Raw genomic sequence first — 25,977 nt, forward strand, 5'->3', positions numbered from 1 at the left:
GATGCGACGGTTCAGGACCACGCCGCAGGAGCTCGACGGCACCCCGCCCGGGCTGCCGTACATCATCGTCAACGAGGCCGCGGAGCGCTTCAGCTACTCCGGCATGAAGACGATCCTCGTCGTCTTCATGACGACATACCTGGTCGATCGGACAGGGGCCCTCGCCCCGCTGTCGGGCGCCGAGGCCAAGGGCTGGTACCACGCCTTCGCCAGCGCGGTCTACTTCTTCCCGCTGCTCGGCAGCCTGCTCGCCGACGCGTTCCTCGGCAAGTACCGCACGATCTACTGGCTCTCGCTCGTCTACTGCCTCGGGCACCTCGCCCTCGCCGTCGACGGTACGCGCCTCGGGATCGTCCTCGGGCTCGCGCTTATCGCCGTCGGTTCGGGCGGGATCAAGCCGTGCGTGTCGGCGCACCTCGGCGACCAGTTCGGCCAGCGCAACCAGCACCGGCTCGAGCGCATGTTCACGTGGTTCTACTTCGCCATCAACATCGGCAGCATGCTGTCGATGCTGGCGACCCCGTGGCTGCTCGAGCGATTCGGGCCCCACGTCGCGTTCGGCGTGCCGGGGCTCTTGATGCTGCTCTCGACGGTCGTGTTCCGCGCCGGGCGCGACGTGTTCGTCCATGTGCCGCCGGGCGGCCTCGCGTTCCTGCGGCAGACCTTCGGCCGCGAGGGGCTGGCGAGCGTGAGCGCCCTGCTGCTGCTCTACGGCTTCGTCGCGGTGTTCTGGGCGCTGTTCGCCCAGACCGGCTCGGCGTGGGTCCTGCAGGCGCAGCGCATGGATCGGGTGCTCCTCGGGGTCGAGCTGCTGCCGGCGCAGGTCCAGGCGGTGCAGCCGATGTTCACCCTCGCGCTGCTGCCGTTCTCCACCTACGTGCTCTACCCGGCGATGCGGCGGTCCTTCGCGCCGACGCCCGAGCGCCGGATCGGCCTCGGCATGGCGCTGATGGCCCTCGTATTCCTGCTGCTGGCGTGGATCGAGGCCCAGCTCGGCGCCGGAGCCACGCCGTCGATCGCCTGGCACCTGCTCGGTTACCTCATGATCGCATTGGCCGAGATCCTGGTCGCGGTCACCTGCATCGAGCTGTCTTACCGGCGCGCGCCCCGGCACATGAAGTCGTTCGTCATGGCGGTCTTCGCGTTCAGCGTGTCGCTCGGCAACCTCTTCACCAGCGCGGTCAACCTCTTTGTCGTCGACGAGGCCGGCGCCCCGCTGTTGACCGGCCCGACCTACTTCCTGTTCTTCGCCGGCCTGATGGCGCTCGCAGTGCTGCTCTACGTCCCCTTCGCGCGCTGGTTCGCCGGGCGCCCGGCCCCGGCGCTCCACCGTTGAACGACGCCCCGGAGACACCCATGCTCGACCACGACACCCTCCAATCCGAGAAGCTCCAATTCTGGCGCGACGGCTTCGTCGTCGTGCGGAACATGTTCACGCGCGACGAGATGGCGGTCGTCAAGCGCAAGGTCGCCGAGATCGAGGCGATGAACGCACGAGTGGACCACCTGCGGACGCAGCAGGCGCTGGGCGAGCACCCCTCGTTCGAGACCATCTTCGTCTGGAACGACGTCGTCGGCGACGACCTCTTCGCCAAGATCGGCCGCTCGTACAAGATCCTCGACCGCCTGTCGCACTATTACGAGGACGACGTCTACGACTATCACAACAAGATCGTGCTCAAGTACCCGGGCATCGTCGGCTTCCGCCCGCACCAGGACTACGCGTATTGGCAGGGGTACGGGTGCCGCTTCCCCGAGGCGCACGCGGTGTTCGTGGCGGTCGACGCGGCGACGCGGGAAAACGGCTGCCTCAAGCTCGTCCCGCGCTCGCACCTCCTCGGCACCCTGCCCCACGGCGGCTGGAGCGCCCGCGGCAGCGACGACGGCGTCCTGCCGGAGGAGCTGGAGGCGCTGTTCGCCAGGGGCTACGCCTTCGAGCCGATCGAGGCCGAGCCGGGCGACGCGATCCTGTTCCACGGCAACACCATCCACGGCTCCGACGACAACGGCTCCGACCAGCCGCGGATCGCCATGGTCGCGACCATGAACACACGGCGCAACAGCCCCGATCCGCGGCACAATCGGCCGGGCCACCCGTACTGGTCGCGGCAGGCGCGGGTGACCGCGCCCATCACCGACGCCGACCTCGCGCTGCCGCTCCCTCGCTTCGATCTGCGGTGCGAGCCCGACGCGGCGCCGACGCCGACCTGACGCGGCGAGCGCTGCGAACACGGGTGCGCCGCCACCGACCGCGACGTGCGAGCACCGGAGCTTTACGCGCCCGAGCGTCCTGAACTATCTTTCAATCGATGTTGTTCAGGAACCACCCGCGGGGTCTGCCCGTCCTGTTCTTCTCGGAGATGTGGGAGCGCTTCGGCTTCTACTTGATGCTCGGCATCTTCACCCTGTACATGAAGGCCGGGGCGGACGCGGCGACGCCGGCGAAGTCGGGGCTGGGGCTCGCGCCGCAGGACGCCAGCGACATCTACGGCACGTACATCGCGCTGGTGTACCTGACGCCTTTCATCGGCGGTCTGCTGGCCGACCGCGTCCTCGGGTACCGCAAGGCGATCGTCATCGGCGGCGTGCTCATGGGCCTGGGCTACTCCGGCCTCGCGGTCTCGGGCTACGGGCCGCTGTTCTTCCTGTCGCTGCTGCTGATCATCGTCGGCAACGGCCTGTTCAAGCCCAACATCTCCACGCTGGTCGGCAACCTCTACAACAACGAGGAGTACCGCTCGTTCAAGGACGCCGGCTTCAACATCTTCTACATGGGGATCAACATCGGCGGCTTCGTCTGCAACTTCGTCGCCGCCTACCTCCGCAACACCTACGGCTGGGGCTACGCCTTCCTCGCGGCCGGCGTCGGCATGTTCATCGGCGTCGCGTGGTTCCTCGCCGGCACCAAGCACATCGTCGAGGCCGACGTGATCAAGCCCGCCGCGCCGGGGGACCAGCCGGTCGGCGCGCTCCTCGGCCAGGTCTTCGGGCCCGCGGCCGTGTTCGCCGCCGCCGGGTGGTTCCTGCCGCCGCTGATCGGCGGGCCCGGCACGACCGTGTTCGGCACCGCGAGCAACGACGCGTTCCTGTTCGCCTGTCTCCCGGTCACCTATTTCTATTACTCGCTGTGGCGCCGCTCACAGGGCGAGGACCGCGAGCGGATCGGCGCGCTCCTGCCGATCTTCGGCGCGGTGATCGCCTTCTGGGCCATCTTCCACCAGAACGGCGACGCCCTGACGACCTGGGCCGATCGCTACACCCGCCGGGAGATCCCGGAAGTGGCCGTTCCCTTCGCCGAGGCGGTCGGCGGCGTCCAGCGCGTCGACACCGGCCTGCGCATGGTCACCATCACCGACGATCACGGCAATCCAGTGCCCGGCCCCGACGGCGAGCCGCGAAAAGAGCTCGGCCCCGATCCCTACTTCGACAATGTCCCCGTCGATCGGCGGCCGCCCCCGCCCCCGCCGGCCTGCGCCGCCGAGGACCGGCCCGCAGCGACCGCCGCCGAATGCGAGCAGCTGCAGACCAAGCTCGTCTCCACCGAGCTGTTCCAGTCGATCAACGGCTTCTTCGTCATCCTCCTCACTCCCTTCGTCGTCGGCTTCTTCGCCCTCCTGCGCAGGCGGCGAATCGAGCCCTCGACGCCGGCCAAGATCTCGCTCGGCCTCTTCATCACCGCGCTCTCGACCCTCGTGATGGTGGCCGCGACCTTCGTCACCCACAACGGCCACGAGAAGGGCTCCGCCTTGTGGCTGATCGGCACCTACGGCGTCATCACCCTCGGCGAGCTGTGCCTGAGCCCCATGGGCCTCTCTCTGGTGTCGAAGCTCAGCCCGGCGCGCTTCACCGCCCTGATGATGGGCGGCTGGTTCCTGTCGACGTCGATCGGCAACAAGCTGTCGGGGATCCTCTCCGGCCTGTTCACCCTGTTCGAGCACAAGTCCGGCGTCTTCCTCATCAACTTCGTCGGCGCCCTCGTCGCGGCCTCGACGATCGTCTTGATGCTCCCGCGGCTGCGGCGGGTCATGAGCAAATACCTCGGCGAGTGACGCAGGCGGGCGCGCGCCGGGGTGCCCTCAATCGCCGCGAGCCCGGCGCTCGCGGTGCCAGGCGACCTGGGCCGCGAGGCCGTCGTGGAGGCAGGTCCTCGGCGCGTAGCCGATCGCCGCGGCCGCGCCGGTGTCGGCCCAGGTGTCCAGCACGTCGCCGGCCGCCCGCGCATGCGAGTCGATGCGCAGCTCGCCGACGAGCCCCTGCAGCGTCTCCAGCACGTGGCGCAGGGTGACGCGCGCCCCGCCGCCGATGTTGAAGACGCCGACGACGTCGGCCTCGGCGGCGCGCAGGTTGGCGTCGACGATGTCGTCGATGAAGGTGAAGTCGCGGGTCTGCAGGCCGTCGCCGTAGACCTCGATCGCGTGACCGTCGAGGGCGGCCTCGATGAAGCGGTGGAAGCCCATGTCGGGGCGCTGGCGCGGGCCGTAGACGGTGAAGTAGCGCAGCGACGCCCCGGGGACGCCGAAATTGTGGCGGTAGAGCTCGACGAGGTGCTCGGCCGCCAGCTTGGTGACGCCATAGGGCGAGAACGGCCGGGTCGGGCTCGACTCGCGCATCGGCAGGACCCCGGTCTGGCCGTAGACCGACGACGAGGACGCGTATACGACCTTGCGGACCGATGGGCTGCGACGCACTGCCTCGAGGATCCGCTGCGTCGAGAGGACATTGTCGTCGAGGTAGGTCTGGAAGCTCGCGCCCCAGCTCGCGCGCACGCCCGCCTGCGCGGCCTGATGGAACACGACGTCGACATCGGCCAGCAGCGGCTCGACCGGACAGCGCGCCAGATCTGCCACCTCCAGGCGGAAGCGAGGCTCGCGGCGCAGCCGGGCGAGGTTGGCCTGCTTGTAGGGAAGCGGGTAATAATCGCTCAGGCGATCGACGCCGACGACCTCGTGGCCGAGCTCGACGAGGCGCTCCGACAGGTGCGAGCCGACGAATCCGGCCGCCCCGGTCACGAGGCAACGCATGGCCCGCTCCCGGCGCGCGACCCAGCCGCACCCCCTATGTCGCGCTGCGACAACAATCACCTGCTTACCACGAGAGCCGGCGCGCATGCCACCGCTCGATCGCCTGTAATATGATTACAGTGTCAGACCTCCACGCTATTCACGGGCTCCGCTCCCCGCATTTGTAATACACTTACATCACCGCGAACATTCGCCGCAGACGGCGCGAGCGCGCACGAAAGAGGCCCCGCGACTTGCCCCGCCCCGCGTCTCCGGCGTATCGTCGCGCCAGTTGCGGGGCGCCGACGTGCGGACCGGCGCTCCGTCGATTCACGGAAACCATGACCACCCCCGTCGAGTCGTTCGTCCCCCCCAGCCTCGACGCCGCGCGCTGGGACGACCTGGAACCCCTCTACAAGGTTCTCCGCGAGCGGCCGCTCGGCTCGGCGGCCGAGCTCGAGCGGCTCTTGCTCGACCGCAGCGAGCTCGACGCCGCCGTCAGCGAGGCCGAGGCCGAGCTCTACATCGCCTCGACCCGCGCGGTCGACGACGCGTCCGTTCAGGCCGCGTACCTCGAGTTCGTGGAGACGGTCGAGCCGAAGCGCCGCATGGCGGCCTTCGAGCTCGATCGACGGATCGTCGCCAGCCCGTTCGCAGCAGGGCTCGAGCGGGGGCGATACGGGGTCCTGCTCCGTGACCTGGCCGCCGAGGTCGAGCTCTTCCGGGCGGAGAACGTCCCGCTCGCGGCCGAGCTCGCCCGGCTCGATCAGGAGTACAACCAGATCGGCGGCGCCATGACCGTCGAGTTCCGCGGCGAGGAGCGGACCCTGGCGCACCTGGGAGGGCTGCTCGAGGAGCCCGATCGTGCGACCCGCGAGGCCGCGTGGCGAACAATCCACGAGCGCCGGTATCAGGACCGCGAGCGGCTCGACGCGATCTTCGAACAAATGCTCGCACTCCGCCACCGCACGGCCATCCAGGCGGGTTTTCGTGACTTCCGCGACTACCAGCACCGCCGCCTGCGACGCTTCGATTACACCCCGGAGGACTGCCTGCGCTTCCACGACGGCATCGCCGAGATGGTCGTCCCCTTGCTGCGCCGGTCGCATCAGGCGCGCGCGCGTGCGCTGGACGTCGCGCCGCTCCGCCCGTGGGACCTGGCGGTCGACGTGAAGGCGCGGCCTCCCCTGCGCCCGTTCGACTCCGTCGATCAGCTGGTCGCTCGGACGTCGCGCGTGTTCCACCGGCTGGGCGCCGACCTCGGGCGGATGTTCGACGCCCTCCGCGAGGGCGACTGCCTCGACCTGGCGTCCCGCAAGGGCAAGGCTCCCGGCGGCTATCAGTACCAGCGCCAGCGCACCCGCAGGCCCTTCATCTTCATGAACGCCACGGGCGTCCACCGCGACGTGGTGGCGATGGTGCACGAGGCCGGGCACGCCTTTCACGCCGCGCTCTGCAAACACGAGCCGCTCCTGCACTACCGCACGGCGCCGATGGAGTTCGCCGAGGTCGCGTCGATGAGCATGGAGCTGCTCACGCTCCCGTTCCTCGACGAGTTCTACGGCCCGGAGGAGGCCGCCCGCGCCCGCCGCAACCACCTCGAGGACCTCCTCGCCAGGTTGGCGTGGACCGCCCAGATCGACGCGTTCCAGCACTGGCTCTACACCCACCCCGAGCACACGAAGGCGGAGCGCGGGCAGGAGTGGGTTCGGCTCGGCGGACGCTTCGGCGCGGCGGTGAGCTGGGAAGGCGTCGAACACCTGCTGCCCGTCGAGTGGCACCGCCAGCTCCACCTCTTCAGCGCGCCCTTCTATTATATCGAGTACGGGATCGCCCAGCTCGGCGCCCTGCAGCTGTGGTCGCAGGCGCGGCGGAGCCTGCCCGAGGCTCTGAGCAATTACACCCGGGCGCTCGCGGTCGGTGGATCGATGCCGGTCCCGGAGCTCTACCGGGAGGCGGGCCTGCGCTTCGACCTCGGCGTCGACATGATCCGCGGCCTGCTGGGCGAGGTCGAACGGACCCTCGCGGCGCTGCCCGACTGACGGGTGCGCGGGCTCATCGCTGCATCGCCCGCATCGCCTCGGCGACCTCGCGGGGACGGGTGTCGGTGACGACCTCGAGCCGCGAGACACCGATCCGCAGCTGGCGCCCCTCGCGTCGCTCGATGACGTTGACCGCGTCGATGATGCCCGCCGCGGCGAATTGGCGCCGGATCCGGTGGAGATCGACGTGCAGCCGGTTGGCGTCGCATCCGAGCCGGCGCAGCAGCTCTTCCTGCTCGATCCACCCCTGCTCTTCGGCGAACCGCTCCTGCCCGGCGAGGCGGGCGCGCGCGAGCGCCAGCAATGGCGCGTGATGGGCTCGGGCCTTGAGGTCGATGCGCTGATCGCCACGGGACGCGACGAGCTCGACCACGCCGTCGTCGTCGACCAGGAACCGCAGAGCGAGCGCCGCGAGGCTGGGAGCGACGTCCTCGGCGTCACGGGTCGAGGTGATCAGCTCCGGCAGGTGGAGCCGCCATTGATGCGTGCGGGTGAAGACGACGTCGCCGTCGCCGACCGGTCGCTGCGCGTCGTCGCGCTCGATCCACCACTTCCGATCGCGCTCGAGGATCGTCACCTCGACCTCGTCCGGCCCCGGCAAGGCCAGGAGGCCGTGCTGCGCCTCGACGACGCAATTCGGCGGATGCACGCTGACCGCGTGCGCCTGGGGCGGCCCGGCGTCGATCAGCGTGTACTGGTCGGGGTATCCGAAACCCAGCCTGGTGCCCTCGGCCAATCCGACGAGCCGGCCCGCCCCGAGCCGGCGGCCGTCGACGTAGGTGCCGTTTCGGCTGTGCAGGTCGTGCAGCTCCCAAACCCCGTGTTGCCAGCGGAGCAACGCGTGCTCGCTGGACGTCTCGGGGGTGTCCACGCGGAGCTGGCAGGCGCTCGAGCGTCCGATGAGGCAGCGAGAAGGGACGAGCCGCGTCGACGAACCGTCCTGTGTTTGAATTCGCGCCACGGGGCCGGATTTCTGCAAGACGATTACCACAGGGCGTCTGCACCTGACCACCGCGGAGGTTGATACGACGAGGAGTACGGGGATGCCTCAAGCGTTTTCGCGCTCTGATGGTCGTGCAGGATACCGGCCCTCGCGCGCGCTCGGCTCGATCCCCAGCCGAGGGTGGAGTGGCGCGTCCCGGCCCGCGTGGATCGTCGCCGTCGATCTCTATTGGCCCTGCTCCTCATCGTCTTGCCCGCACTCGCGAGACGGCTCCCGTGGAACTCGGCTCGGACCGTGGTCGGTCTCTCATGTAGCTCCTCGGCGGGCGCTCGCCCTCGCCGCCTCCGGCGTATGAACGATCACCCGCTCTGCTACCGTCACCCGGTGTGACGATGCCCGATTGTGATCGATGTGCGTGTAATGCACTTACTGTTTTTATTACATCATCAGAGAGCACATCCGACTTGCAATGTGTGGCTCGAATGCGGCAATTACTGGGGGCCATGTCGTTTCATCGTCCTGTCCCGACCCCCGAGGAAGTCGCGCGCTTTCGTCGTCGGGGTCTGATCAAGATCGACCAGCTCATGTCGCCATCCGAGATCGAGGCGCTCCGGAACGGGTGCATGGACTCGATCTGGACGCCGGACGACCCGAAGGGCCTCCCCGGCTTCGCAAACATCGCATTTACGCCCCGTCAAACTGTCTTCGATCGGATCGCAGGTGACGAGAGCCTGCGGAGCCTGCTGCGCGCACTCGTCGGCGAACGACTGATCTTCACCACCGGCAACCGCTTCAGCCTCGAGCCGGGCGCCACCGGCTCGCCGTGGCACTTCGGACGTCTCACCTTCTGCTCGATCCAGCCGCTCGAGCTCGGTTACTCGCTGTGGATCCCGCTGGACCCGATCGACACTCGGCGCCAGCACGGAGGTATGGTCTGGGTGCCGACGGACGCGTGGGATGCTCGTGGGCGCTTCCAGCTGTGGGCCGGACACATCCGTCGCGGTTCGGATTCGGCCGTCCGCGAACAGCTCGAGGTCGCCCTCCGCGCCCAATTCGGGGGGAAATCCGGGTTCCCGATGCTGGGGCCGTACGACCGGGAGTTCCTCGAGCTCCACGCCGAGACGGCCGACTTCGCGGTGGGGGACGCGTTTCTCTTCAACAAATTCGTCTGGCACCGCACCGAGCCGCTCCGCGTCGGTGAGATGCAGCAGCGCGTCGCCGTGGTATTGCGATTCGTCAGCGAGGACGCCACGCTCGCGCGTGATCTCATGCTCGCGGCGACCTCGACCATGGATGAACCGACTCGCCGAGCGCAGGGGATCTTCGGCAGCTTCCTTCACGACATCGACGACGGCGCGCTGCTGCGCAGCTCCTCGTTCTGCCCGGCGCCCCTGTAGTAGCAGGGGGAACTCCGGCCAGGCCTCGGGGTCGGCGACCGCCCAGCCGTCGAGGCGAGTCGATCGATCGCCTCTCGCACCTCGGAGAGCCCACATGGCCCAATAGACCCGCGGCCGCCGGTTCACCGCGCTGTATAGCGCCACTTACGGCGCCACGAGCGTATTATCGATCTGCTGCGGGATCGTCGACAGGAGCGCCACCGCCCTATCGGCCAGCGGCTCGGATTCGCGTCTTGTTGTCGCGCGATCCGGTCGTGCGTCGTGGTGCCCAATTCACGGTCGACCGCGTAGTTCGTTACCGCTTCGGGGCTCGAGAGCGCCCTGTGAGCTCGGCGAGTTGAGCTCGGGCCGCGGCTCCAGTAATAGGTCGACACCCCGAATGAGTCCCATCCTCGGATCTGCGCCGCCGCTCGAGGCTGCCGCCGCGACCGTGTCGCTGGCGTCGTCGGCGTCGCTGGTGCTGATGCTGCCGACCACCCTCTGCAACCTGGACTGCACCTACTGCTATTTGCCGGAACGGAGCGTATCGCGGCGCATGTCGCCGACCGTCGCGGACGCGGTGGCGGCCACAGTGCGGCGGTGGTCGGCGCTGCACCCGGTCACGCTGCTGTGGCACGGCGGGGAGCCGCTGGCCGCTGGCCGTGCGCACGTCCGCGGGTTGATGGACCGCTTCCCCGCGGGCCCTGCGGTGCGGCACGCCGTCCAGACCAACGGCACGCTGATCGACGAGGGCTGGTGCGAGCTGTTCGCCGAGCGATCGGTCGACGTCGGCGTGAGCCTCGACGGTCCTGGTCCGAACAATCGCGCGCGCGTCGACCTGCGCGGGCAGAACAGCGTCGACCGCACGCTGCGCGGCGTGGCCCTGCTGCGTCGATACGGGGTCCCGTTCAGCGTGATCGCGGTGGTCTCCGACCCGTCCGCGGCGCGGGCCGTCCTGCTGTACGAGTGGGCCGCCGAGCTCGGCGCGCACACCCTCGGCGTCAACTTCTGCGAGCGCAAGGGCGTCCACCGCGGCGACTCCGGAGAGGCGCACGCGGTCGAGTTCTGGGCGGCGCTCGCGGCCCGCTGGAAGATCGACCGCCGCCTGAAGGTCCGCGAGCTGAGCCATGCCTTCGGTTACTTCGCCGACGAGCTCGCCGGGCTCGCACAGGCCCGGGCCGAGCGTTCGATCAACCCGATGCCCATGGTGACGTGGGACGGCGAGGTCGTGCCGATGAGCCCGGACCTGGCCGGCTTCGCCTCGCCGCGGCTGGGCGCCTTCACCGTCGGCAACGTCCTGACGGCGCCGCTGGACCGGCTGCTCGCAGAGGCCGCGCGGGCTCCTTGGGTCGCCGAGGCGCTCGCCGGCATCGCGGCCTGCCGCCGCGCGTGTGACCACTTCGCGTTTTGCCGCGGGGGTCAGGCCGCCAACAAATACTTCGAGAGCGGACGCCTCGATATCACCCAGACCTCCTACTGTCGGACCAGCAAGATCGCACTCATCGAAGGACTGTTTCGTCATGTCGCGAACTCCACACACCCCTGACCCAACCACCCTGTCCGAGCGCGTCGCGGACCACGCGGCCGCGCTCAGCGATCTGATCGCCGGCGCCGGCCGCAGCGACGACATCTTCAGCGCGGGCGCCCCGGCGACGGGCCTCGACCTCGTGTTCTGGGACCCCTCGACGTACCGCTTCAACAGCGCCTCCGACTGGAACCAGTGGCGCTACATCCCCGACGGCCTCGGCGGCCAGATCGGCGTGCGCTTCAGCGTCGCGCCCGGCTTCGGCACGTGGAACTGGGACAGCTTCGGCGGCAAGGCGCCGGCCGGCTCGATCGGCGATGCCACCGGCACCACCTCGTTCGGCAAGAACCAGATGGCGGGCTTCACGTCGGCCAGCGTCAACGGGATCCGGATGCAGACGAACACTCAGTTCACCGGCGCCCACCACAACTACATCGTCGAGCTCGACTTCTCGCAGTACAAGGGCTCGGCCGCCGGCGGCAAGGACGGCGTCGCCGGGGCCAACACGTTCTTCGGCGTGAGCGACATCTACGCCGGCCTGACCTACGCGAAGACCGTGGTCAGCGTCACCGGCACCCTCGCCGACGGCAGCGCCGCCAGTCCAAGCGGCTGGCAGGTGTTCAACGGCGGCGCCGTGGGGGCGTTCGGCACCGGCAATCAGCCCAGCGCGCAGCTCGGCCTCGACAAGGGGGTGCTGCAGGGCACCAGCACGCCGGCCCCCGGCGGCACTCCCAACTCGATCGACACGGTCATGGGCCTCGTGCGCCTCGACGCCGCCGGCTACAAGACCCTGCGCCTCAGCTACGACATTTACCCGGTCGGCGGCAACCGGTCGCCGCGGACCGACTTCTCGGCCCTGTACGTCGCCACGGCCTTCCCGCGCCAGCCCGCGCAGCCGGCCGACCCGCCCAAGGCCGACCCGCCCAAGGCCGACCCGCCCAAGGCCGACCTGCCCAAGGCCGACCCGCCGTCGCAGCCGGCCAAACCCGCCAAGGAGTGCGACCTTCCCGAGGGCGCTGCGCCGGTCAAGCCCACGGTCGTGATCTCCGACAGCAACAAGAAGCCCGGGGCGTCGACCAGCTACACCTTCGCCGTGCGCGGCCCCGACGGCTCGGTGACGGGCAAGGGCTGCTTCACGTACACGACGCCGGCGGACGGCGGTGAGCCGCAGCTGTCGGCGTTCTACTACCACGACAAGGTGTCGGGGACCGTCACTCAGAGCGACGTGCAGACGTTCCACTTCAGCCAGGACGAGCCCCGACGCTTCGCCTTCGTCGGCCGTACGCCGGCCAGGGGCGTCTGCAGCCTGCACGTCGACACCACCCTGCCCGCGCAGCTGACCGGGATCGGCGGCGAGGGCCCGGCGTTCTACCTCGACAAGACCCTCGAGGGCCCCACGCCGACCACGGTGACGAAGGAGAGCGACGTCGTCCCCGCGGTCGACCTCGTCGTCGTCATCGACTCCAGCGTCTCGATGAAGGACGAGGCCGAGGCCCTCAGCCAGGCCGTGTCCGCCGCCATCGAGTCGGCCAGGAAGAACTGCCCGTCCGATCTGCGCGTCACCTACCTCGGCATCGAGGGCACGTTCAAGAACACGAAGTTCGACACCACCGTCAAGAACTACCTGGTCGGGACGGCGAGAGCCGACGAGTCGGCGCTGCACGGCCGCAAGAAGGGCACCGTCGCCGGCGGCGGGGCGCAGGAGGACGGCGCGCGCGCCATCGAAGACGTGACCCTCCACTTCGACTGGCGGGCCGACGCCCGGCGCGCCATCTTCTTCCTCGGCGACGAGGCGTTCGAGGGCGGCGAGCTCGACGTCGATCAAGAGGACATCGACGCCGCCAACCGCAGCATCGCCGCCGCCAAGCAGGGCGGGGTCCGCGTCCACACCTACCTCGGCACCAGCAGCGCCAAGGAGAAGCAGCGCAAGCCGCTCGAGTCGGAGTACGCCCGCGTGGCCAGCGAGACCGGCGGGCAGGCGTTCACCCACAAGGACGCTCTCGGCGGCTTCCAGGCCCTGCTCGAGAAGGTGATCTGCGGCAGCAAGGTGAGCACCACCGAGACCAGTGACTTCTGCTGCTGCCAGCAGTACGTCGAGGAGCCGTAGGACCAGAGGTTCGTGTCAGCGGCGAATGGACGTCGGGTGCACGCCCGGCGTCCGTTCGCGCCATCGACGCTCGCCTCGGGCCGGGTCCGCTGCATGCGGATCGTCGCGGCGTGTCGATGACGGGAGCGAGCGGCCGACTCGCCGTACCAGCGCTACGGTCCGAATTACTGCTTGGACGTAAAAACGCCTTCGTGACGCTCGCGGCGACCGGGAACGAGAGGCTCTCCCTGCCGCCCTCGACGAGGCGTCGGCTTCTTCGAGGACCCCGAGTCAGGGGCAGCGCCCGGTCGCCTCGAACCAAGTCCCACGGACGCTGCATGGAGTCACAGCACGTCCCGCGATCCCCGCGAACGTCCTTCGTGTCGCTTGCCGAGCGCGCCAGCGACTGAGCCTCGTGTCGAGCTCCACTGCGCCGGGCATCAGGGTGGTGAGACGCGGCGGGCTGAGTTTGGACACCAAAGCCCCATCGGGCTCAGGCACAGATCGCCGAGCGTGATGCTGACGGATGAGCGGTAAGTCGATTACAAATAGTCGACGACTGCGGTGAGTGTCATGAAATGATGCAGCAGTGCGCCGATCGCCGCCCCTTTCTCGCACGCGGGGAGCGAACGTGCGCGGCGGCTCCACAAGAGGTCCCACAGCGACGCCGATTGATTATGGGATCGACCTGCCGCAAGATGGGTGCGCCGTGACCGATACCATTCCGACCTTGTCCTCTGACGACTCCTCGATCCGTCTGCGGGCGGCGCAAGAGATCATTCATCGCAACATCCTCTGGTCGCTCGGCGCATGCGCCGTGCCGCTCCCGGTCGCGGACGTGCTCGCGCTCGCCGCCGTGCAGATCAAGTTGATGCGCGAGCTTTCGGCGCTGTACGGCGTGCCGTTCCGCGAGTCTCTGGCGAAGAAGATCGTGGCGTCGCTGCTGAGCAGCGTGGGTGGGTTCTCGGCCGGGTTCGTGGTCGCGGCCAGCTTCGGCAAACTGCTGCCCGGCGTGGGGACGCTCCTCGGCTTCATGTCGATCCAGACGTTCGCGGGGGCGCTCACGTACGCGATGGGACGGGTGTACCTCATGCACATCGAGTCCGGCGGGGCCCTGCTCGACTTCGATCCGCGAGCAATGCGCCAGCATTTCTACCGTGAGTTCAGGAAGGGCGAGCAGGTCGCGACGAAGCTCGCGTCGGAGGCGGCCGAGCCGTCGACCGTCGCGCCAGCGGCCGCGGCCGATGTACAGGCGAGCGGCGCGGGCGTGGCGATCGTACAGATCCATTACAAGGGTACGGCCAAGCGCAGGCAGGCCGATGAATATGCGGAGATCGCCAACAACAGTGACACCCCGGTCGACATGTCGGGTTGGACCCTGGACGCCGACGGGGCCGGACAGGTCTTCACGTTCCCACCGGAGACGCAGCTGGCGCCCGGGCAGGTCGTCCGCGTGTACACCGACGAGATGCACCCGGAGAGCGGTGGTTTTACCTTCGGGATTCACCGCCCAATCTGGAACGACCGCGGCGATCGTGCGCGACTGCGAGACAAGGGCGGAGCGGTAATGTCCGTGTTCACGTACGGCGACAAGCAATGATCACCGCCTTTCCCCACGGACCACGGAATCGCGGTAGGGACGGCCCTTCACCCTCAGCTCGGACCGCCCCCGCACGCGGGACGGCGCTCCGTCTCAGCCAAGCAACCCCCCCCAAAGGCGCCCCGTCTCGTGATCAACCGAAGTCATGGGCGCGCTGCCGGCGCGCTGGCGCGCAACCTCCTCCGCGGGGCACTGTACAGCCCAGGGCTCGCTTCGCCACTCAAACCGAGTTTCGCGCGGCCGCTGGCGTTCGGGCCGCGCGTGCAATGATCATTTCGGCTTGCGGGTCCGGCCGCGCTTCGGTGGCTCGGGCTCGGCGACCGGCGCCGGCGCGGGTGGCTCAACGCGTTCGGCGAAGAACGGGCGCTCGGTGGCGAACAGCAGCTTGCGGGCGTCGAGGCGCCACTCGGCGGGGGCCTCGGCGCGCAGCGTGATGATGCCCATCACGGCCGCGTGGCCGCGCTGCTCCGGATGCAGCGTCCGCAACGCCGCCTGCGCCGCGGGCAGGTCGGCCAGCAGGCGCTCGCGGGAGGCGAAGCGCAGCAGCTCCTCCGCCTTCTCGCCGCCGTCGCGGCGCAGCCGCTCGATCCACGGGCTCGCGTCGAGCTCGTGCGCCGCCGCGAACGCGATCGCGGTCCAGATCGTCGCGCCGTCGATCCCCTCGTCGGGTCCGAGCTTGATCACCGCGTCGCGCAGCGTCGGGTCGGCGCCGTCGGACGCGGCCGCCAGCCGCAGCACCCGCGCCCGCTGCTCCGACTTGGCCTGCTGGAACGCCGGATCGATCAGCCCGGTGTTGAGGGTGTGATACGCGGCGAGCTCCGGTTCCTCGCCCTTCTCCGTCGTCACCAGGAAGCGCAGAATCGGCGAGCGCTCGAGCAGCGGTCCCAGTTCGACGTCCTCGTCCGGCGCGACGCGGCGGCGTAGTCGCGCCAGCACGACCGCGTTGTCCTCGGCCATCGCCGGCAACGCGCGCGACGCCTCCTCGAGCATGGCGATCGCCTGCTCGAACTCGTCGCGCTCGATATGCGTGTACGCGGCCGCCTGCGTCAGCCACGGGTGCTCGGGGTGGCGCGCGTGCAGCTCGGCGAAGCGAGCGTCGCGCTGGGCCTCGTCGGCGACGCAGCGGATCGCCAGGTAGGTCGCATCGACGTTGCTCGGCTCGGCCGCGGCAGTGGCCGCGTGGCGCTCGCACACCTCGGCGCGCGCCGCGTCGTCGGCGGTGTCCTGCTCGAGCCGCCCGAGCAGCACGGAGCGGTCGTCGTCGGCCCGGCGCTCGCGCAGCACCTCGGGGAAGCCCGGCAGCCCCGTCGCGTGCAGCAGCCACTTCGCCTCTGGCCCGTCCGCCGGCTCCCAGCGGGCATGGAACAGCGTGACGCGATCGCGCTCGGCTTGCTCGAGCGGCCCCGTGACGACGAGCGGCGAACCGTCGTCGATCGCCGTGATCACCTCGCGCCGGGCCCCGCCCTTGCCGCGCACCGACTCCGGCGGCTCGCGCAGGATGTCGTCGGCGTCGGTCGCCAGCCAGCGCGGCGCGCCGAGGTGGCGCGGCTCGGGCTGCTGCTTGTAGCCGTATACCGCCTCCCACTCGACCAGCGGGCTCGCGCCGCCGACATTGTACAAATAGTCGACCGCTGCGCTCGACGCCTCGGCCGTGAACAGCTCGATCGGCTTGTTGTCGGTGGTGAATGCGCGGACATGGAGCTGCGCGCTCGCCTCGACCTGCACCTCCTCGCGCCCGTGCGCCATCACGCCGATCCGCTGCCCGCCGATCTCGACGACGACCTCGCGGCCGAGCCCGTTGTGAATGACGACAGTCGGCGAACCGACGGTGGCGCCGAATCCGAGCACCATGCCGACCACCGCTCCGGCGATCGCCAGGCGCGCGAGACCCGGGCCGAGGCCGTCGGCGAGCATGAAGCGGTCCCACCAGTCGAGCTTGTGCTGGCGCTCGCGCTCCTGTCCGAACAGGAAGCCCTCGTAATTGCGCGGCACCCGGGCCGGAGCCGGCGCGTCGCCGGGGTCCTCGTCGGAGCGCAGCGCGCGGGCGACGTGGGCCTCGGCCGACAGCAGCTCGTCGAGCGTCGCCATGCGCAACGCGCCGAGCGCCCCGCTGAACGCCGAGAACCAGCCGTCGACGACTTCCATGAACGACGCCAGGTTCTCACGGTCCGGCGGCGGCAGCTTGAAGGTCTCCGGCAGGGCCGCCTGCCAGCTCTCGACCTCGAGCTTCGCCGCGACCGCCGGGGGAAGCGTGACCGACCGGCGCTGCTCGTAGACCGTGTTCAGCAGGAATTGCAGCGCGTGGCCGGAGCCCATCAGCCGCGCGGCCTCGGACTCCGAGACCTTGCCGTCGGCGGTGACGATCTGCCACGTGTTGCTCAGATGACCGGCCGCGTCGTCGACGTTGGCCTCGGTGTGCTCCGCGTAGTGCAGCAGCGCGCGCAGGCCCTCGAGATAGGCCGGCCAGCTGCGGCCGAGCTGCTCCGCGGCCGCGTGGTGGATCTGGCGGCTGGTGCGGTCGTGCTCGTGCAGGGCGGCGAGCGTCGCCTCGTGGTCGCGCTTGGCCGCCTTGATCACGTCGTCGAGCTCGCGGCGGCGGAACTCGCATCCGCCGTAGCGCAGCACCCCGCCGGGGGCGGTCGCGACCCCGCGCCGGATCGCCTCGAGCTGCGCGACCTCGCCCGCCTGCGCGCGCGCGGTCGTCACCCGCTCCGACAGCGACTCCGGGTATAGAGACTCCAACTGCGCCTGGATATCCGTCGCCGCATCGGCCAGCGGCGGGCACAGCTCGCCCGGCTTCTGCACCCCGCGGGTAACGCTGCGCCCGAGGTACACCCCGCGGTAGCGCGAGTCGAGGTGCAGCCGCTCGTACTTGCGGTCGATGGCCGCCAGCGCCGGCCCGGTGTCGACCTGCTCGAGCTTGTCCGGCTTGCCGACCAACTCCGCGACCTTGTCGGCGATCTTGCGCCGCACCGCGTCGGGGTCGCCGAACAGCCGCCACGCCGGCTGGGCGTCGAACTCGGCGGCGACGTAGCGGCGCTTGGCGTTGTCCTCGCGCACGTGGTTCGGCGGGTGCGTCGACCACATCTGCGGCGGCTGGCACAATCCGCTCGAGAAGATCCGGTGAGCCGCGCGGTCGCCCTCCGGCAGCGGCGGCGCCTGGCCGTAGTGCGGGTCGCCGAGCAGCCGGCGCGTGTGCGCGAGCACCCGGTCCTGCAGCGCGCACAGGTCGGGCGCCTGCCGGCCCTCGCGCAGCTCGCCGGCGTAGACGTCGAGCGCCCGGTCCCACGCCGCGTCGGCCGGCGGCAGCTTGCGCAGCGCGTGCACCAGCGCGTCGCTGCCGCTGACCGACACCGACACGAGGTCGGCCTGCAGCTCCATCTCGCGCGACAGCGCACGCTCGGCGAGCACGATCACCGAGAACAGCGAGTCGAGCACCGAGCGGATCGACCACACGATTAACCGTAGCCCCCAGCCGATCCACGCGACGCGGATGTCGATGTTGGAGACGCCGATCAGGAAGCGGTCGAAGCCGTCGCGCTTGGCGACGATGTGCCCGACGACCTGCTGCGAGATGTACACCCAGCGCCCGACCGCCATCGAGCGCTGCGCGAAGTGGCCGAGCTCGTGGGCGAGTACCGCCTTGAACTCCGCCAGCGACAGCACGTTGACGAGCCCGAGCCCGATCTCGAGGTTCTTGCGCGACGGGATCAGCAGGTTGATCGGCGACAGGTCATAGAACACCGCCGCGTTGACGCGCGGCGACAGGTACACGCGGTACGGCGCCTTTGCCCCGGTCTCGGCCGCCAGCCGGCGCAGGAACGCGAACAGCCGCGGCTCGTCGGCCTCGGTGATCTCGATAAGGCCGCGATCGGCGTGGCTGCGGACGAAGAACATCGCCTTGCCGAGGAAGACCGCCAAGAACGCCGCGACCACCGCGCCGATGAACGACATCCACGCGTCTGGCCCGCCCTCCATCCCGACGCCGAACAACTTCCACGCCTGATGCGCGAACCACCCGGTCAGCGCCGCGTACACCGCGACGAACCCGAGCAGCCCCGCGACCGCCAGCCACACCTTGCGACGATAGGAGGGAGGTGGGGCCGTCAGCCCCTCGGGCACGACGGCGGGCGCGGGCGGATAGTGCTCGATAGTCACGCGGCGAGCCTATCAGCATCGCCGGCGCCGAGGTCGACGAAAGCTTGGTGCAACACCGCGCGCCGCTCGGTGAGTTGGCGCGGGCTCGCTGCGGAGCGGCCGGGGGTGAACTCCACGCAGCGGGTCCGGTGACGGCAGCGACCAGAACACCACTCACGGGTCCGAATCCGACACAGGGTCCTCGGTCGTCGTCGTTGTGGCCACTACATCGAGATTGTCCCGGCACGCGACCTCGCGACCTGGCGCGCGGCAAGCCGCAACGTCGGCATGCGGGAACTGGCCGTGCTTCGAGCAGTGCATTTCGAGACACGCGCAGTCGAAATCGATCTGATGTACAGCTACCGTACCCGTGCGAGCGGGGGCGTTGTCCGCGTAACACGTGCACTGGAGTTCGTCCTGGGCACGACGCAATTCAAACTCGTGATAAGCGGCACGGAGCAAGCGACGCTCCGAAGGACCCGACAATTGTGGAAGAATCGGATCGAACCATGTAGGCCCGTACCTGGGAATCCTACCGTCCAGCATCCGACCGCGTGTTCGCCACCTACCAAGAAACTGTCCGACTAACGTCGTTCTCGAGGGTCTGGGGCTCGGCCGACGATGCGACAGAGTCCGCCGGTGCGGCGGCGTTTCTCGCCTCGCGGAGGCGCGTCAGCTCAGGTGGTGACTCTCACGAATGCCGTCGTGCACGCGCACGCCGCACCTGCGGCGAGGCTCACGCAGCTCGCGGCGGGTCAGGGGCGCGGCGGCATCGCCGAGGCACCGAGGATGCGCTCGGCCGGCGTGTGGGAGGACGGGTGGTTGGAACGAGCGATTTCGCCTCGACCGCACGTTACGGCGCGGACAGCGTGAGCGCGATGGAGGCATCGTGGCCGCCGCAGCCCGCCTCGGCCTCGGCCGTCGCGCTCGCCTGCGGCTCGTCGTCGTCGTTCTGGAAGTCGCTGTCCTCGAGCACGTTGGGGCCGATCGGGCCGCAGGTGCGGCCGGTGACCGGCTCGATCCACGCGGTGACCTGCGTCTCCATGACGGTACCGTCGCCGACGTCGCGGGTGGTGAAGTCGCCGGCCTCGCCGCACAGCACGGCGACTTCGCGGAGCGTCGGCGGGGCGACGGTATCCACGGTATAACGCACGAGCAGCAGGCCCTGGTTCGCGACGCTGTAGTTCGCCGCGATGTCCGCGGGGACGGTGATCGTGGTGTCGAGGTCGTAGCCGGAGTCGCACGCGAAGGCGAGCGCGAACACGGTGATGAGGTGGCGGAGCGAGGGCGCCATGGCCGGAGTATCGCACGCGCCTCTCCCGGGCTCGCACTCGCGTGTCGTGACGTGACGCCAGGTCGCGGCGCCCTCCAGGGCGCGCGGCCGGCGTCGGTCGAGGTCGCGCTCAATCGGGGCACATCGCGTGGAGCCCGCCCTGCGGTTCCTCGCCGCCGACGGTGCCCTCCCCCCGTGCAAACGAGTGTGGCTCCCTGCAGCGTGTTACCTGGCCGACCGACTTCCTCCACCGCAGGCGTGCCAGCTTCCCCGGCGCTTGGCGGAGGAATTTCCAAATACTTACGAGTTCAACCTTGTCGACAAACAGCTTCTGGCTGCGTTGATCTCCTGTGCGCCGGAATCGTGGTCTCAGGCCATCGAAAGGCGCCTAAAGGCCATCGTCGTACACACCCATGTTCTTCGTTACCGCGTAAAGCTGAAACCCGCCATGCCCGCCTCTGGATCGACACCGCCGACGGCCGGCGGCCGACCTCGGCCCAGTGCATCAGCCGAGGCGACATGCTCGATCGGACATCCATCTAGCCCGGCGGCTCGGGCAGCCGGCGCTCACTCGCTGACGGTCGTCCCATCGCAGTCGATCGTCACCGACGTCGGCAACTGGCCGACGCTCGGCACCCGCACCGCCGCGAACGTCGACCCGGCGATCGACTGCTGCACCGGCAAGACGACGTCGCCGGAGACTGTTCCGCAGAACAGGTCCTCCGACACCACCGTCCCCGTCATCACGGCGTCGACCCCGACCATCACCCCGAACAGCGGGTTCGCCTCCGCCGGGATGGTCAGAATCCCGGTGGCGATCGTGAACCCGCCCCCGGCCACCGGCACGTCGTTCCACATGTACTCCTGGCCGACCGGCTGGCGCGGGTACGTCACTGCGTTCATGTCGAGCGACAGCGGCCGCACCGTCAGCGACAGCGCCCCGTCGTCCTGCACCGGCAGCGTCCCCTCGACGATGAACTGGAACGGCTCCTCCCCGAGCGGCGTGGCGATCGCCAGCAGGAACGTCCCCATCGTGTCCGTGCACACCGCCCCGAGGTTGCACGGGTCGCACGCCGGCTCGTCGGGGAACATGTCGTGCGCCTGCTCGAGCCCGGTCATGCACGCCTTGCCGCACAGCTCCGCGTCGGCCGGCGTCCCGCTCCAGCACGCGCTGCCCTCGCCGAACCCCGCCTGCGCGTCCGGCAGCCCGTTCGGCGTCGTCACCGCGATACAGTTGACGTAGTCCTGGCACGTCTTGAACGGGTCGGCCCCGTCTCCGCCCGTCGTCGGCTCGCCCGTCGTCGCCGCGCCCGTGCTCTCCCCCGCCGTGCTCTCCCCCGCCGAGCTCGGCCCCGACGGGTCGCCCGACGGACCGCCCGACGGGTCGCCCGACGGACCGCCCGACGGCCCCGACATGCCGCTGCCCCCGACCGTCATCAGCGGGTCCTTGTCCTCGCCGCAGGCGCTCGCCAGCAGCACACCAAAAATACTTACGAAAGATCGCGACACCGGCGGAGCTTGCCAACATTTGTCAGCGCGAGCAAGCCGCCTCCTGGCGGTGATCGCAATGTCCTTGTGCTCGAAAGGTGCGCCTGATGCGCACGGCGCCATGCGAACCTGTAAGCTCGCGGCCTGGAACGCGCGGACATCGTCGATCCAGGGATCGATACCGGCGCTTTTCAGTTACTCGACGAGACGCTCAACGGCTGCCCCGCGGGCGCCGCCAGGCATCCTCGCCATTGCTGTACCCACAGGTTGAGCACGTAGTGTAGGTACACGTTCGCTAGGAGCGGCGAGATCGGCTCGTTCGGGGCGGCGGGTCATTGGAGAGGGCGGCCAGGTCGCGAGCGCGCCCCCTGCTCGAGCTTGCAGATCGACCTGACCTTCTCGGGCTTCGCCATCTGCTTGCACCTGGCCATCGCCTCGTCGCGGCCCTTCTCGTCGCCATCCGAGGCGCGCAGGCGGGCGAGGGCGGCGTAGGCGTAGGGGGTAGCGACGACATCGCGCTTGGCGAGGTCCTCGAGGATCTTCTTGGCCTTGCCGGCGTTGGTCTTGGCGAGCGCCTCGGCGAGGTCGGCCTTCTTCGCAACGTCGCCCGGGCTGTCATCGGCGAGCCTCGAGAGCACCAAGACGGCGTTGTCGAGGAAGACCTTGCGGTGTTCGCTCCGGAGGTCGTCGAGCCGGACGTTCGCGAGCGCAATGATGCGTTTGGCACGCTTGGTGAGGCCCTTGGCGCTCGGCGTCCGCTCGTCGAATTCATCCGCGCCCCCGAGGATCTCCTGGATTCTGCGGCGCGCCTCCACCGGGTCGCCGCCGTTGAGGATCAGCTCGGCCTCCTTCACGGAGGCGACGCTCTTGTTCGTCGCTATCACGGCGTTTTCGCAAGCGTCGCCGCGTGACGGGGGGAGCGCCCAGAGGGCGGCGGCGGCGGTGATGATCATCAGAGATCTCTGGCGTGCCATGCGGTCATGTGTATCACGGTGAGCAGCGTACCCCAAATGGAGGGCAAGTCTCGCTGGGAGCGATGGCGGGTTCGGTGTTGGCGAGCAAGTTCTCGGCGTTGACGGCGGAGCTCTCGGGCGGCCTCGAGTTTGCGGTCGCGCTCGGCGAAGATGACGGCCTCGCGGCCTGCGAGCTTGTCGCTGCCGCCGCAGCTCGTCGGGGTCGACGTGCCCACGTCCGTTCACGGTCGATCCGCATGCGGCCTCGACGGATAAACCCCCCATGTCCGACGAGGTTCGACCGGGACGAGCCGTCCGGAGTCGATCGCCGCGACCAGCCGCGCGAGTACCTCGCGGTCCTGGAGCGGTGACGCCACGAACGCGAGCTCCGCGGCAATGAGGCGCTGCGCCCTCGCGTCGAAGCGTCGGCGAACAACGGCGCGAGCAGAGCCACCGCTCGCGGGCCACGGACCGCGATCCGAGACGCATCCGCTGCGACCGCGTGCGCCGCCATGAGCGTGAAGCTCTCCCCCCACTGCGTAACGGTCGGTGAAGCGGCATCGCGTGAAGCTCTCTGCTCCGAGCAGCTTGGCTGGCTTGTCGCACGCGACCTTGACAGGCCGTCGCACGCCGACAAGTCCCCCCAGTTCCCCGAGATCGGATCACCCGACGTCCGAACAGGGTCTGATCCTCGCGAGCCCGCGGCAAAACCAGCGCGGCGTCCTCTCGGCTGTCCGACCCGCGCGCGCCGACGGCGATCTCGCCGACCGCCAACCGACGCCGCCCCCATCGCACACGGACCCGGGGTGGAGAGTGACAGCGGCGCGACGAACCCGACACCGGAGTGGCGAACCCTCGGCATCGATCGCGCTGCTTCCTTATTGAGGCCATCCGCCCGGCCCGCCCTTCTTCCCGCGCCATCCTGGTGCAGCGGTCGATCGATGGCTCGTCGCGCTCGCCCGCGCACATCGGCGCGACTCCGACCGTTCGCCCTCACGGCGCCGCGGCGCCTGAACTCACATGGCTCGAAGTTCAGGTGCGTATCTTTCGGCCGAGACTCTCGGCGAATATCACCGGCGCACGAATCGCTATCGGCCGGGGCTCACGCTCGCGGCCGACGCGGTCGTGCCGGGCTCCCCCGCTGGCACCGCGCATGGCGGTCGCGGCGGGGGTCGCCCTCATTCAACCAATCGATCGGAGTAGGAAAAGAGATGGAAAACCTGAAGAAGCTCGAGGCTCCTCGCGCGTACACGTGCGCCCTGGCGACCGCGCTGCACCTCCTGGCCGCCGGCTGCGACGGTGCTGTGGATATCTCGATCAATATCACCAGTCCCGCGCCCGAACCGGGCTGCGGCGACGGCGAGCTCGACCCCGGCGAGGAATGCGATGACGGGGCCGGAAACGGCAACGACGCCGCCTGCAAGCTCGATTGCACCCTCAACGTCTGCGGCGACGGCCACGTCGGTCCGGGCGAGGCCTGCGACGACGGCAACGACGACGACGACGACGGCTGCGACAATACTTGCCTGGGCCCCGTCTGCGGCGACGGCCAGCTCGACCCCGGTGAGGCCTGCGACGACGGCAACGACGTCGACGACGACGCGTGCAGCAACACCTGCCTCCTCGCCAGCTGCGGCGACGGCGTCGTCCAGCTCGGCGAGGCCTGCGACGACGGCAACGCCGTCGACACCGACCTGTGCACCTCCGCCTGCCTCCCCGCCAGCTGCGGCGACGACCACCTCCAGCCCGGCGAGGAGTGCGACGACGGGGCCAGCAACGGCCCGAACGCCGCCTGTCGCGCCAACTGCAAGCTGAACGTCTGCGGCGACGGCGACATCGGCCCCGGCGAGGCTTGCGACAACGGCCCCAGCAACGCCGACCACGCCGCCTGCAAGCTCGACTGCGCCCTCAACGTCTGCGGCGACGGCATCATCGGCCCGCTGGAGGGCTGCGACGACGGCAACGCCGTCGACGACGACACGTGCACCAACGCCTGCACCGTCCCGCCGTGCGGCGACGGCATCGTCCAGGCCACCGAGGCCTGCGACGACGGCAACACCGACAACACCGACGCCTGCACCAATGCATGCACCGCCGCCGCCTGCGGCGACGGCTTCACCCAGGCCGGCGAGGCCTGCGACGACGGCCCCGACAACAGCGACGGCGGCGACTGCACGCTCGCCTGCGCCCTCGCCACCTGCGGCGACGGCCTCGTCCACGATCAGGGCAGCGGCGGCGAGGAGTGCGACGAGGGCCTCGCCAACGGCCCCGGCCACGCCTGCCTCGCCGATTGCAGCCTCAACGTCTGCGGCGACGGCGACCTCGGCCCCGGCGAGGCCTGCGACGACGGCAACCTCGCCGGCGGCGACGGCTGCGGCCCGATGTGTACCCTCGAGGCGTGCGGCAACGAGATCGTCGACGCCGGCGAGCAGTGCGACGACGGCCAGGACGGCGATCCGACCGACGGCTGCACCGACGCGTGCCTGCTGCCGACCTGCGGCGACGGCTTCGTCCAGCCCAGCCTGGGCGAGCAGTGCGACGACGGGGCCGGCAACAGCGACGGCGGGGCCTGCACGAACAGCTGCAAGCTCGCGACCTGCGGCGACGGCCTCGTCCACCTCGCTGTCGAGCAATGCGACGACGGGGCCGGCAACGCCAACACCCACGCCTGCAAGCTCGATTGCACCCTGGCCTACTGCGGCGACGGCTTCGTCGGCCCCGGCGAGGGCTGCGACGACGCCGACGCCATCGACAACGACACCTGCAGCAACGCCTGCAAGCCGCCGACCTGCGGCGACGGGTTCAAGCAGGGCCCCGAGCAGTGCGACCTCGGGCCGCTCAACGACAACACCGGCGATTGTACCCTCGCCTGCACCCTCGCCGCCTGCGGCGACGGCTTCGTGCAGGCCGGGGAGGAGTGCGACGACGGCAACGGCGACACCCACGACGCTTGCCTCGACACGTGCCACATCGCCTTCTGCGGCGACGGCGTGAAGCAGACGGGCGTCGAGGGCTGCGACGACGGCGACAACCCCGACTTCGGCGACGGCTGCAACCCCGGCTGCATCGCCCCCAAGCGCGTGTTCATCACCAGCACCACCTGGACCGGCAGCGGCGTGGGCACGATCGGCGGCGCCAAGACCAAGTGCCAGGAGCGCGCCGTCGCGGCCGGCCTCGGCGGCACCTGGGACGCGTGGATCAGCAATCACAACAGCAGCCCGGCGCTGCGCTTCGTCAAGTCGACGACCCACTACGCCCGCGTCGACGGCCCCGAGATCGCGCAGAGCTGGGAGGACCTGACCGACGGCAGCCTCGACGCGCCGATCAACGTCGATGAATTCGGCGCGCCCGTGGCTCAGGCCACCGCGTGGACCGGCACCGCCGCCAACGGGACCGCCCTCGCCGATCACTGCTTCAGCTGGACCCTGTCCAGCTACAAGGGTTACGACGGCCGCAGCGACGCCACCGACTTCAACTGGACCGCGCGCTCGCTCGCCCTCAGCCCCGCCTGCTCGGTTCAGCAGCGCCTGTACTGCTTCGAGCAATGAGCCCGG

15 protein-coding genes are annotated in these 25,977 nt (G+C 69.7%); 9 read left to right on the plus strand and 6 right to left on the minus strand.

The window, feature by feature from the left end:
• Position 1 precedes the first annotated feature (1 nt).
• From O0S08_RS35455 to O0S08_RS35465, 3 genes are all read left to right on the plus strand, one after another.
• Complete coding sequence (locus O0S08_RS35455; RefSeq protein ID WP_269033872.1) at positions 2 to 1,336, plus strand: POT-type proton-dependent oligopeptide transporter; 1,335 nt, start codon at positions 2 to 4, stop codon at positions 1,334 to 1,336.
• Between the two features lie 20 nt (positions 1,337 to 1,356).
• Positions 1,357 to 2,211, plus strand: coding sequence for a phytanoyl-CoA dioxygenase family protein (locus tag O0S08_RS35460; RefSeq protein WP_269033873.1), 855 nt, complete (start codon positions 1,357 to 1,359; stop codon positions 2,209 to 2,211).
• Between the two features lie 98 nt (positions 2,212 to 2,309).
• A complete protein-coding gene (locus tag O0S08_RS35465; RefSeq protein WP_269033874.1) occupies positions 2,310 to 4,049 on the plus strand; it encodes a peptide MFS transporter in 1,740 nt (579 codons plus the stop codon).
• A 27-nt stretch (positions 4,050 to 4,076) separates the two neighbouring features.
• Here the strand turns inward: O0S08_RS35465 and O0S08_RS35470 are convergent, their stop codons facing one another.
• Positions 4,077 to 5,021 carry an NAD-dependent epimerase/dehydratase family protein gene (locus O0S08_RS35470; RefSeq protein WP_269033875.1) on the minus strand — a complete coding sequence of 315 codons (945 nt, stop codon included), beginning with the start codon at positions 5,019 to 5,021 and terminating at the stop codon, positions 4,077 to 4,079.
• Positions 5,022 to 5,341: 320 nt separating this feature from the next.
• Here O0S08_RS35470 and O0S08_RS35475 point away from each other — a divergent pair, with 320 nt between their 5' ends.
• Complete coding sequence (locus O0S08_RS35475; protein ID WP_269033876.1) at positions 5,342 to 7,042, plus strand: M3 family oligoendopeptidase; 1,701 nt, start codon at positions 5,342 to 5,344, stop codon at positions 7,040 to 7,042.
• A gap of 13 nt (positions 7,043 to 7,055) precedes the next feature.
• Here O0S08_RS35475 and O0S08_RS35480 read toward each other — a convergent pair whose 3' ends face one another.
• Positions 7,056 to 8,054 (minus strand): FHA domain-containing protein, encoded by a 999-nt coding sequence (locus O0S08_RS35480; RefSeq protein ID WP_308477864.1) that lies wholly within the window; start codon positions 8,052 to 8,054, stop codon positions 7,056 to 7,058.
• A 317-nt stretch (positions 8,055 to 8,371) separates the two neighbouring features.
• Here O0S08_RS35480 and O0S08_RS35485 point away from each other — a divergent pair, with 317 nt between their 5' ends.
• The 4 genes from O0S08_RS35485 (at position 8,372) to O0S08_RS35500 (ending at position 14,572) form a co-directional block, all read left to right on the plus strand.
• Entirely contained in the window at positions 8,372 to 9,382 is a 1,011-nt protein-coding gene (locus tag O0S08_RS35485; RefSeq protein WP_269033878.1) for a phytanoyl-CoA dioxygenase family protein, read from the plus strand.
• A gap of 379 nt (positions 9,383 to 9,761) precedes the next feature.
• A complete protein-coding gene (gene amcB, locus O0S08_RS35490) occupies positions 9,762 to 10,907 on the plus strand; it encodes a cyclophane-forming radical SAM peptide maturase AmcB (protein WP_269033879.1) in 1,146 nt (381 codons plus the stop codon).
• A complete protein-coding gene (locus O0S08_RS35495) occupies positions 10,882 to 12,993 on the plus strand; it encodes a vWA domain-containing protein (protein WP_269033880.1) in 2,112 nt (703 codons plus the stop codon). Before amcB ends, O0S08_RS35495 begins: the two co-directional genes overlap by 26 nt.
• 688 nt (positions 12,994 to 13,681) lie before the next feature.
• Positions 13,682 to 14,572: a lamin tail domain-containing protein gene (locus O0S08_RS35500; RefSeq protein ID WP_269033881.1), complete on the plus strand. Its 891-nt coding sequence runs from the start codon at positions 13,682 to 13,684 to the stop codon at positions 14,570 to 14,572.
• 270 nt (positions 14,573 to 14,842) lie between these two features.
• Here the strand turns inward: O0S08_RS35500 and O0S08_RS35505 are convergent, their stop codons facing one another.
• From O0S08_RS35505 to O0S08_RS35520, 4 genes are all read right to left on the minus strand, one after another.
• Positions 14,843 to 18,730, minus strand: coding sequence for a M48 family metallopeptidase (locus O0S08_RS35505; protein WP_269033882.1), 3,888 nt, complete (start codon positions 18,728 to 18,730; stop codon positions 14,843 to 14,845).
• 832 nt (positions 18,731 to 19,562) lie between these two features.
• Positions 19,563 to 20,003: a hypothetical protein gene (locus tag O0S08_RS35510; protein ID WP_269033883.1), complete on the minus strand. Its 441-nt coding sequence runs from the start codon at positions 20,001 to 20,003 to the stop codon at positions 19,563 to 19,565.
• Positions 20,004 to 20,549: 546 nt separating this feature from the next.
• Entirely contained in the window at positions 20,550 to 21,461 is a 912-nt protein-coding gene (locus tag O0S08_RS35515; RefSeq protein ID WP_269033884.1) for a hypothetical protein, read from the minus strand.
• A gap of 341 nt (positions 21,462 to 21,802) precedes the next feature.
• Positions 21,803 to 22,480 carry a hypothetical protein gene (locus tag O0S08_RS35520; RefSeq protein ID WP_269033885.1) on the minus strand — a complete coding sequence of 226 codons (678 nt, stop codon included), beginning with the start codon at positions 22,478 to 22,480 and terminating at the stop codon, positions 21,803 to 21,805.
• Positions 22,481 to 23,634: 1,154 nt separating this feature from the next.
• On the opposite strand from O0S08_RS35520, the gene O0S08_RS35525 reads away from it, so the two are divergent.
• A complete protein-coding gene (locus O0S08_RS35525; protein ID WP_269033886.1) occupies positions 23,635 to 25,971 on the plus strand; it encodes a DUF4215 domain-containing protein in 2,337 nt (778 codons plus the stop codon).
• The last annotated feature ends 6 nt before the right edge of the window (positions 25,972 to 25,977 follow it).

The organism is Nannocystis punicea, assembly GCF_026965555.1.
GTDB classification, from domain to species: domain Bacteria; phylum Myxococcota_A; class Polyangia; order Nannocystales; family Nannocystaceae; genus Nannocystis; species Nannocystis punicea.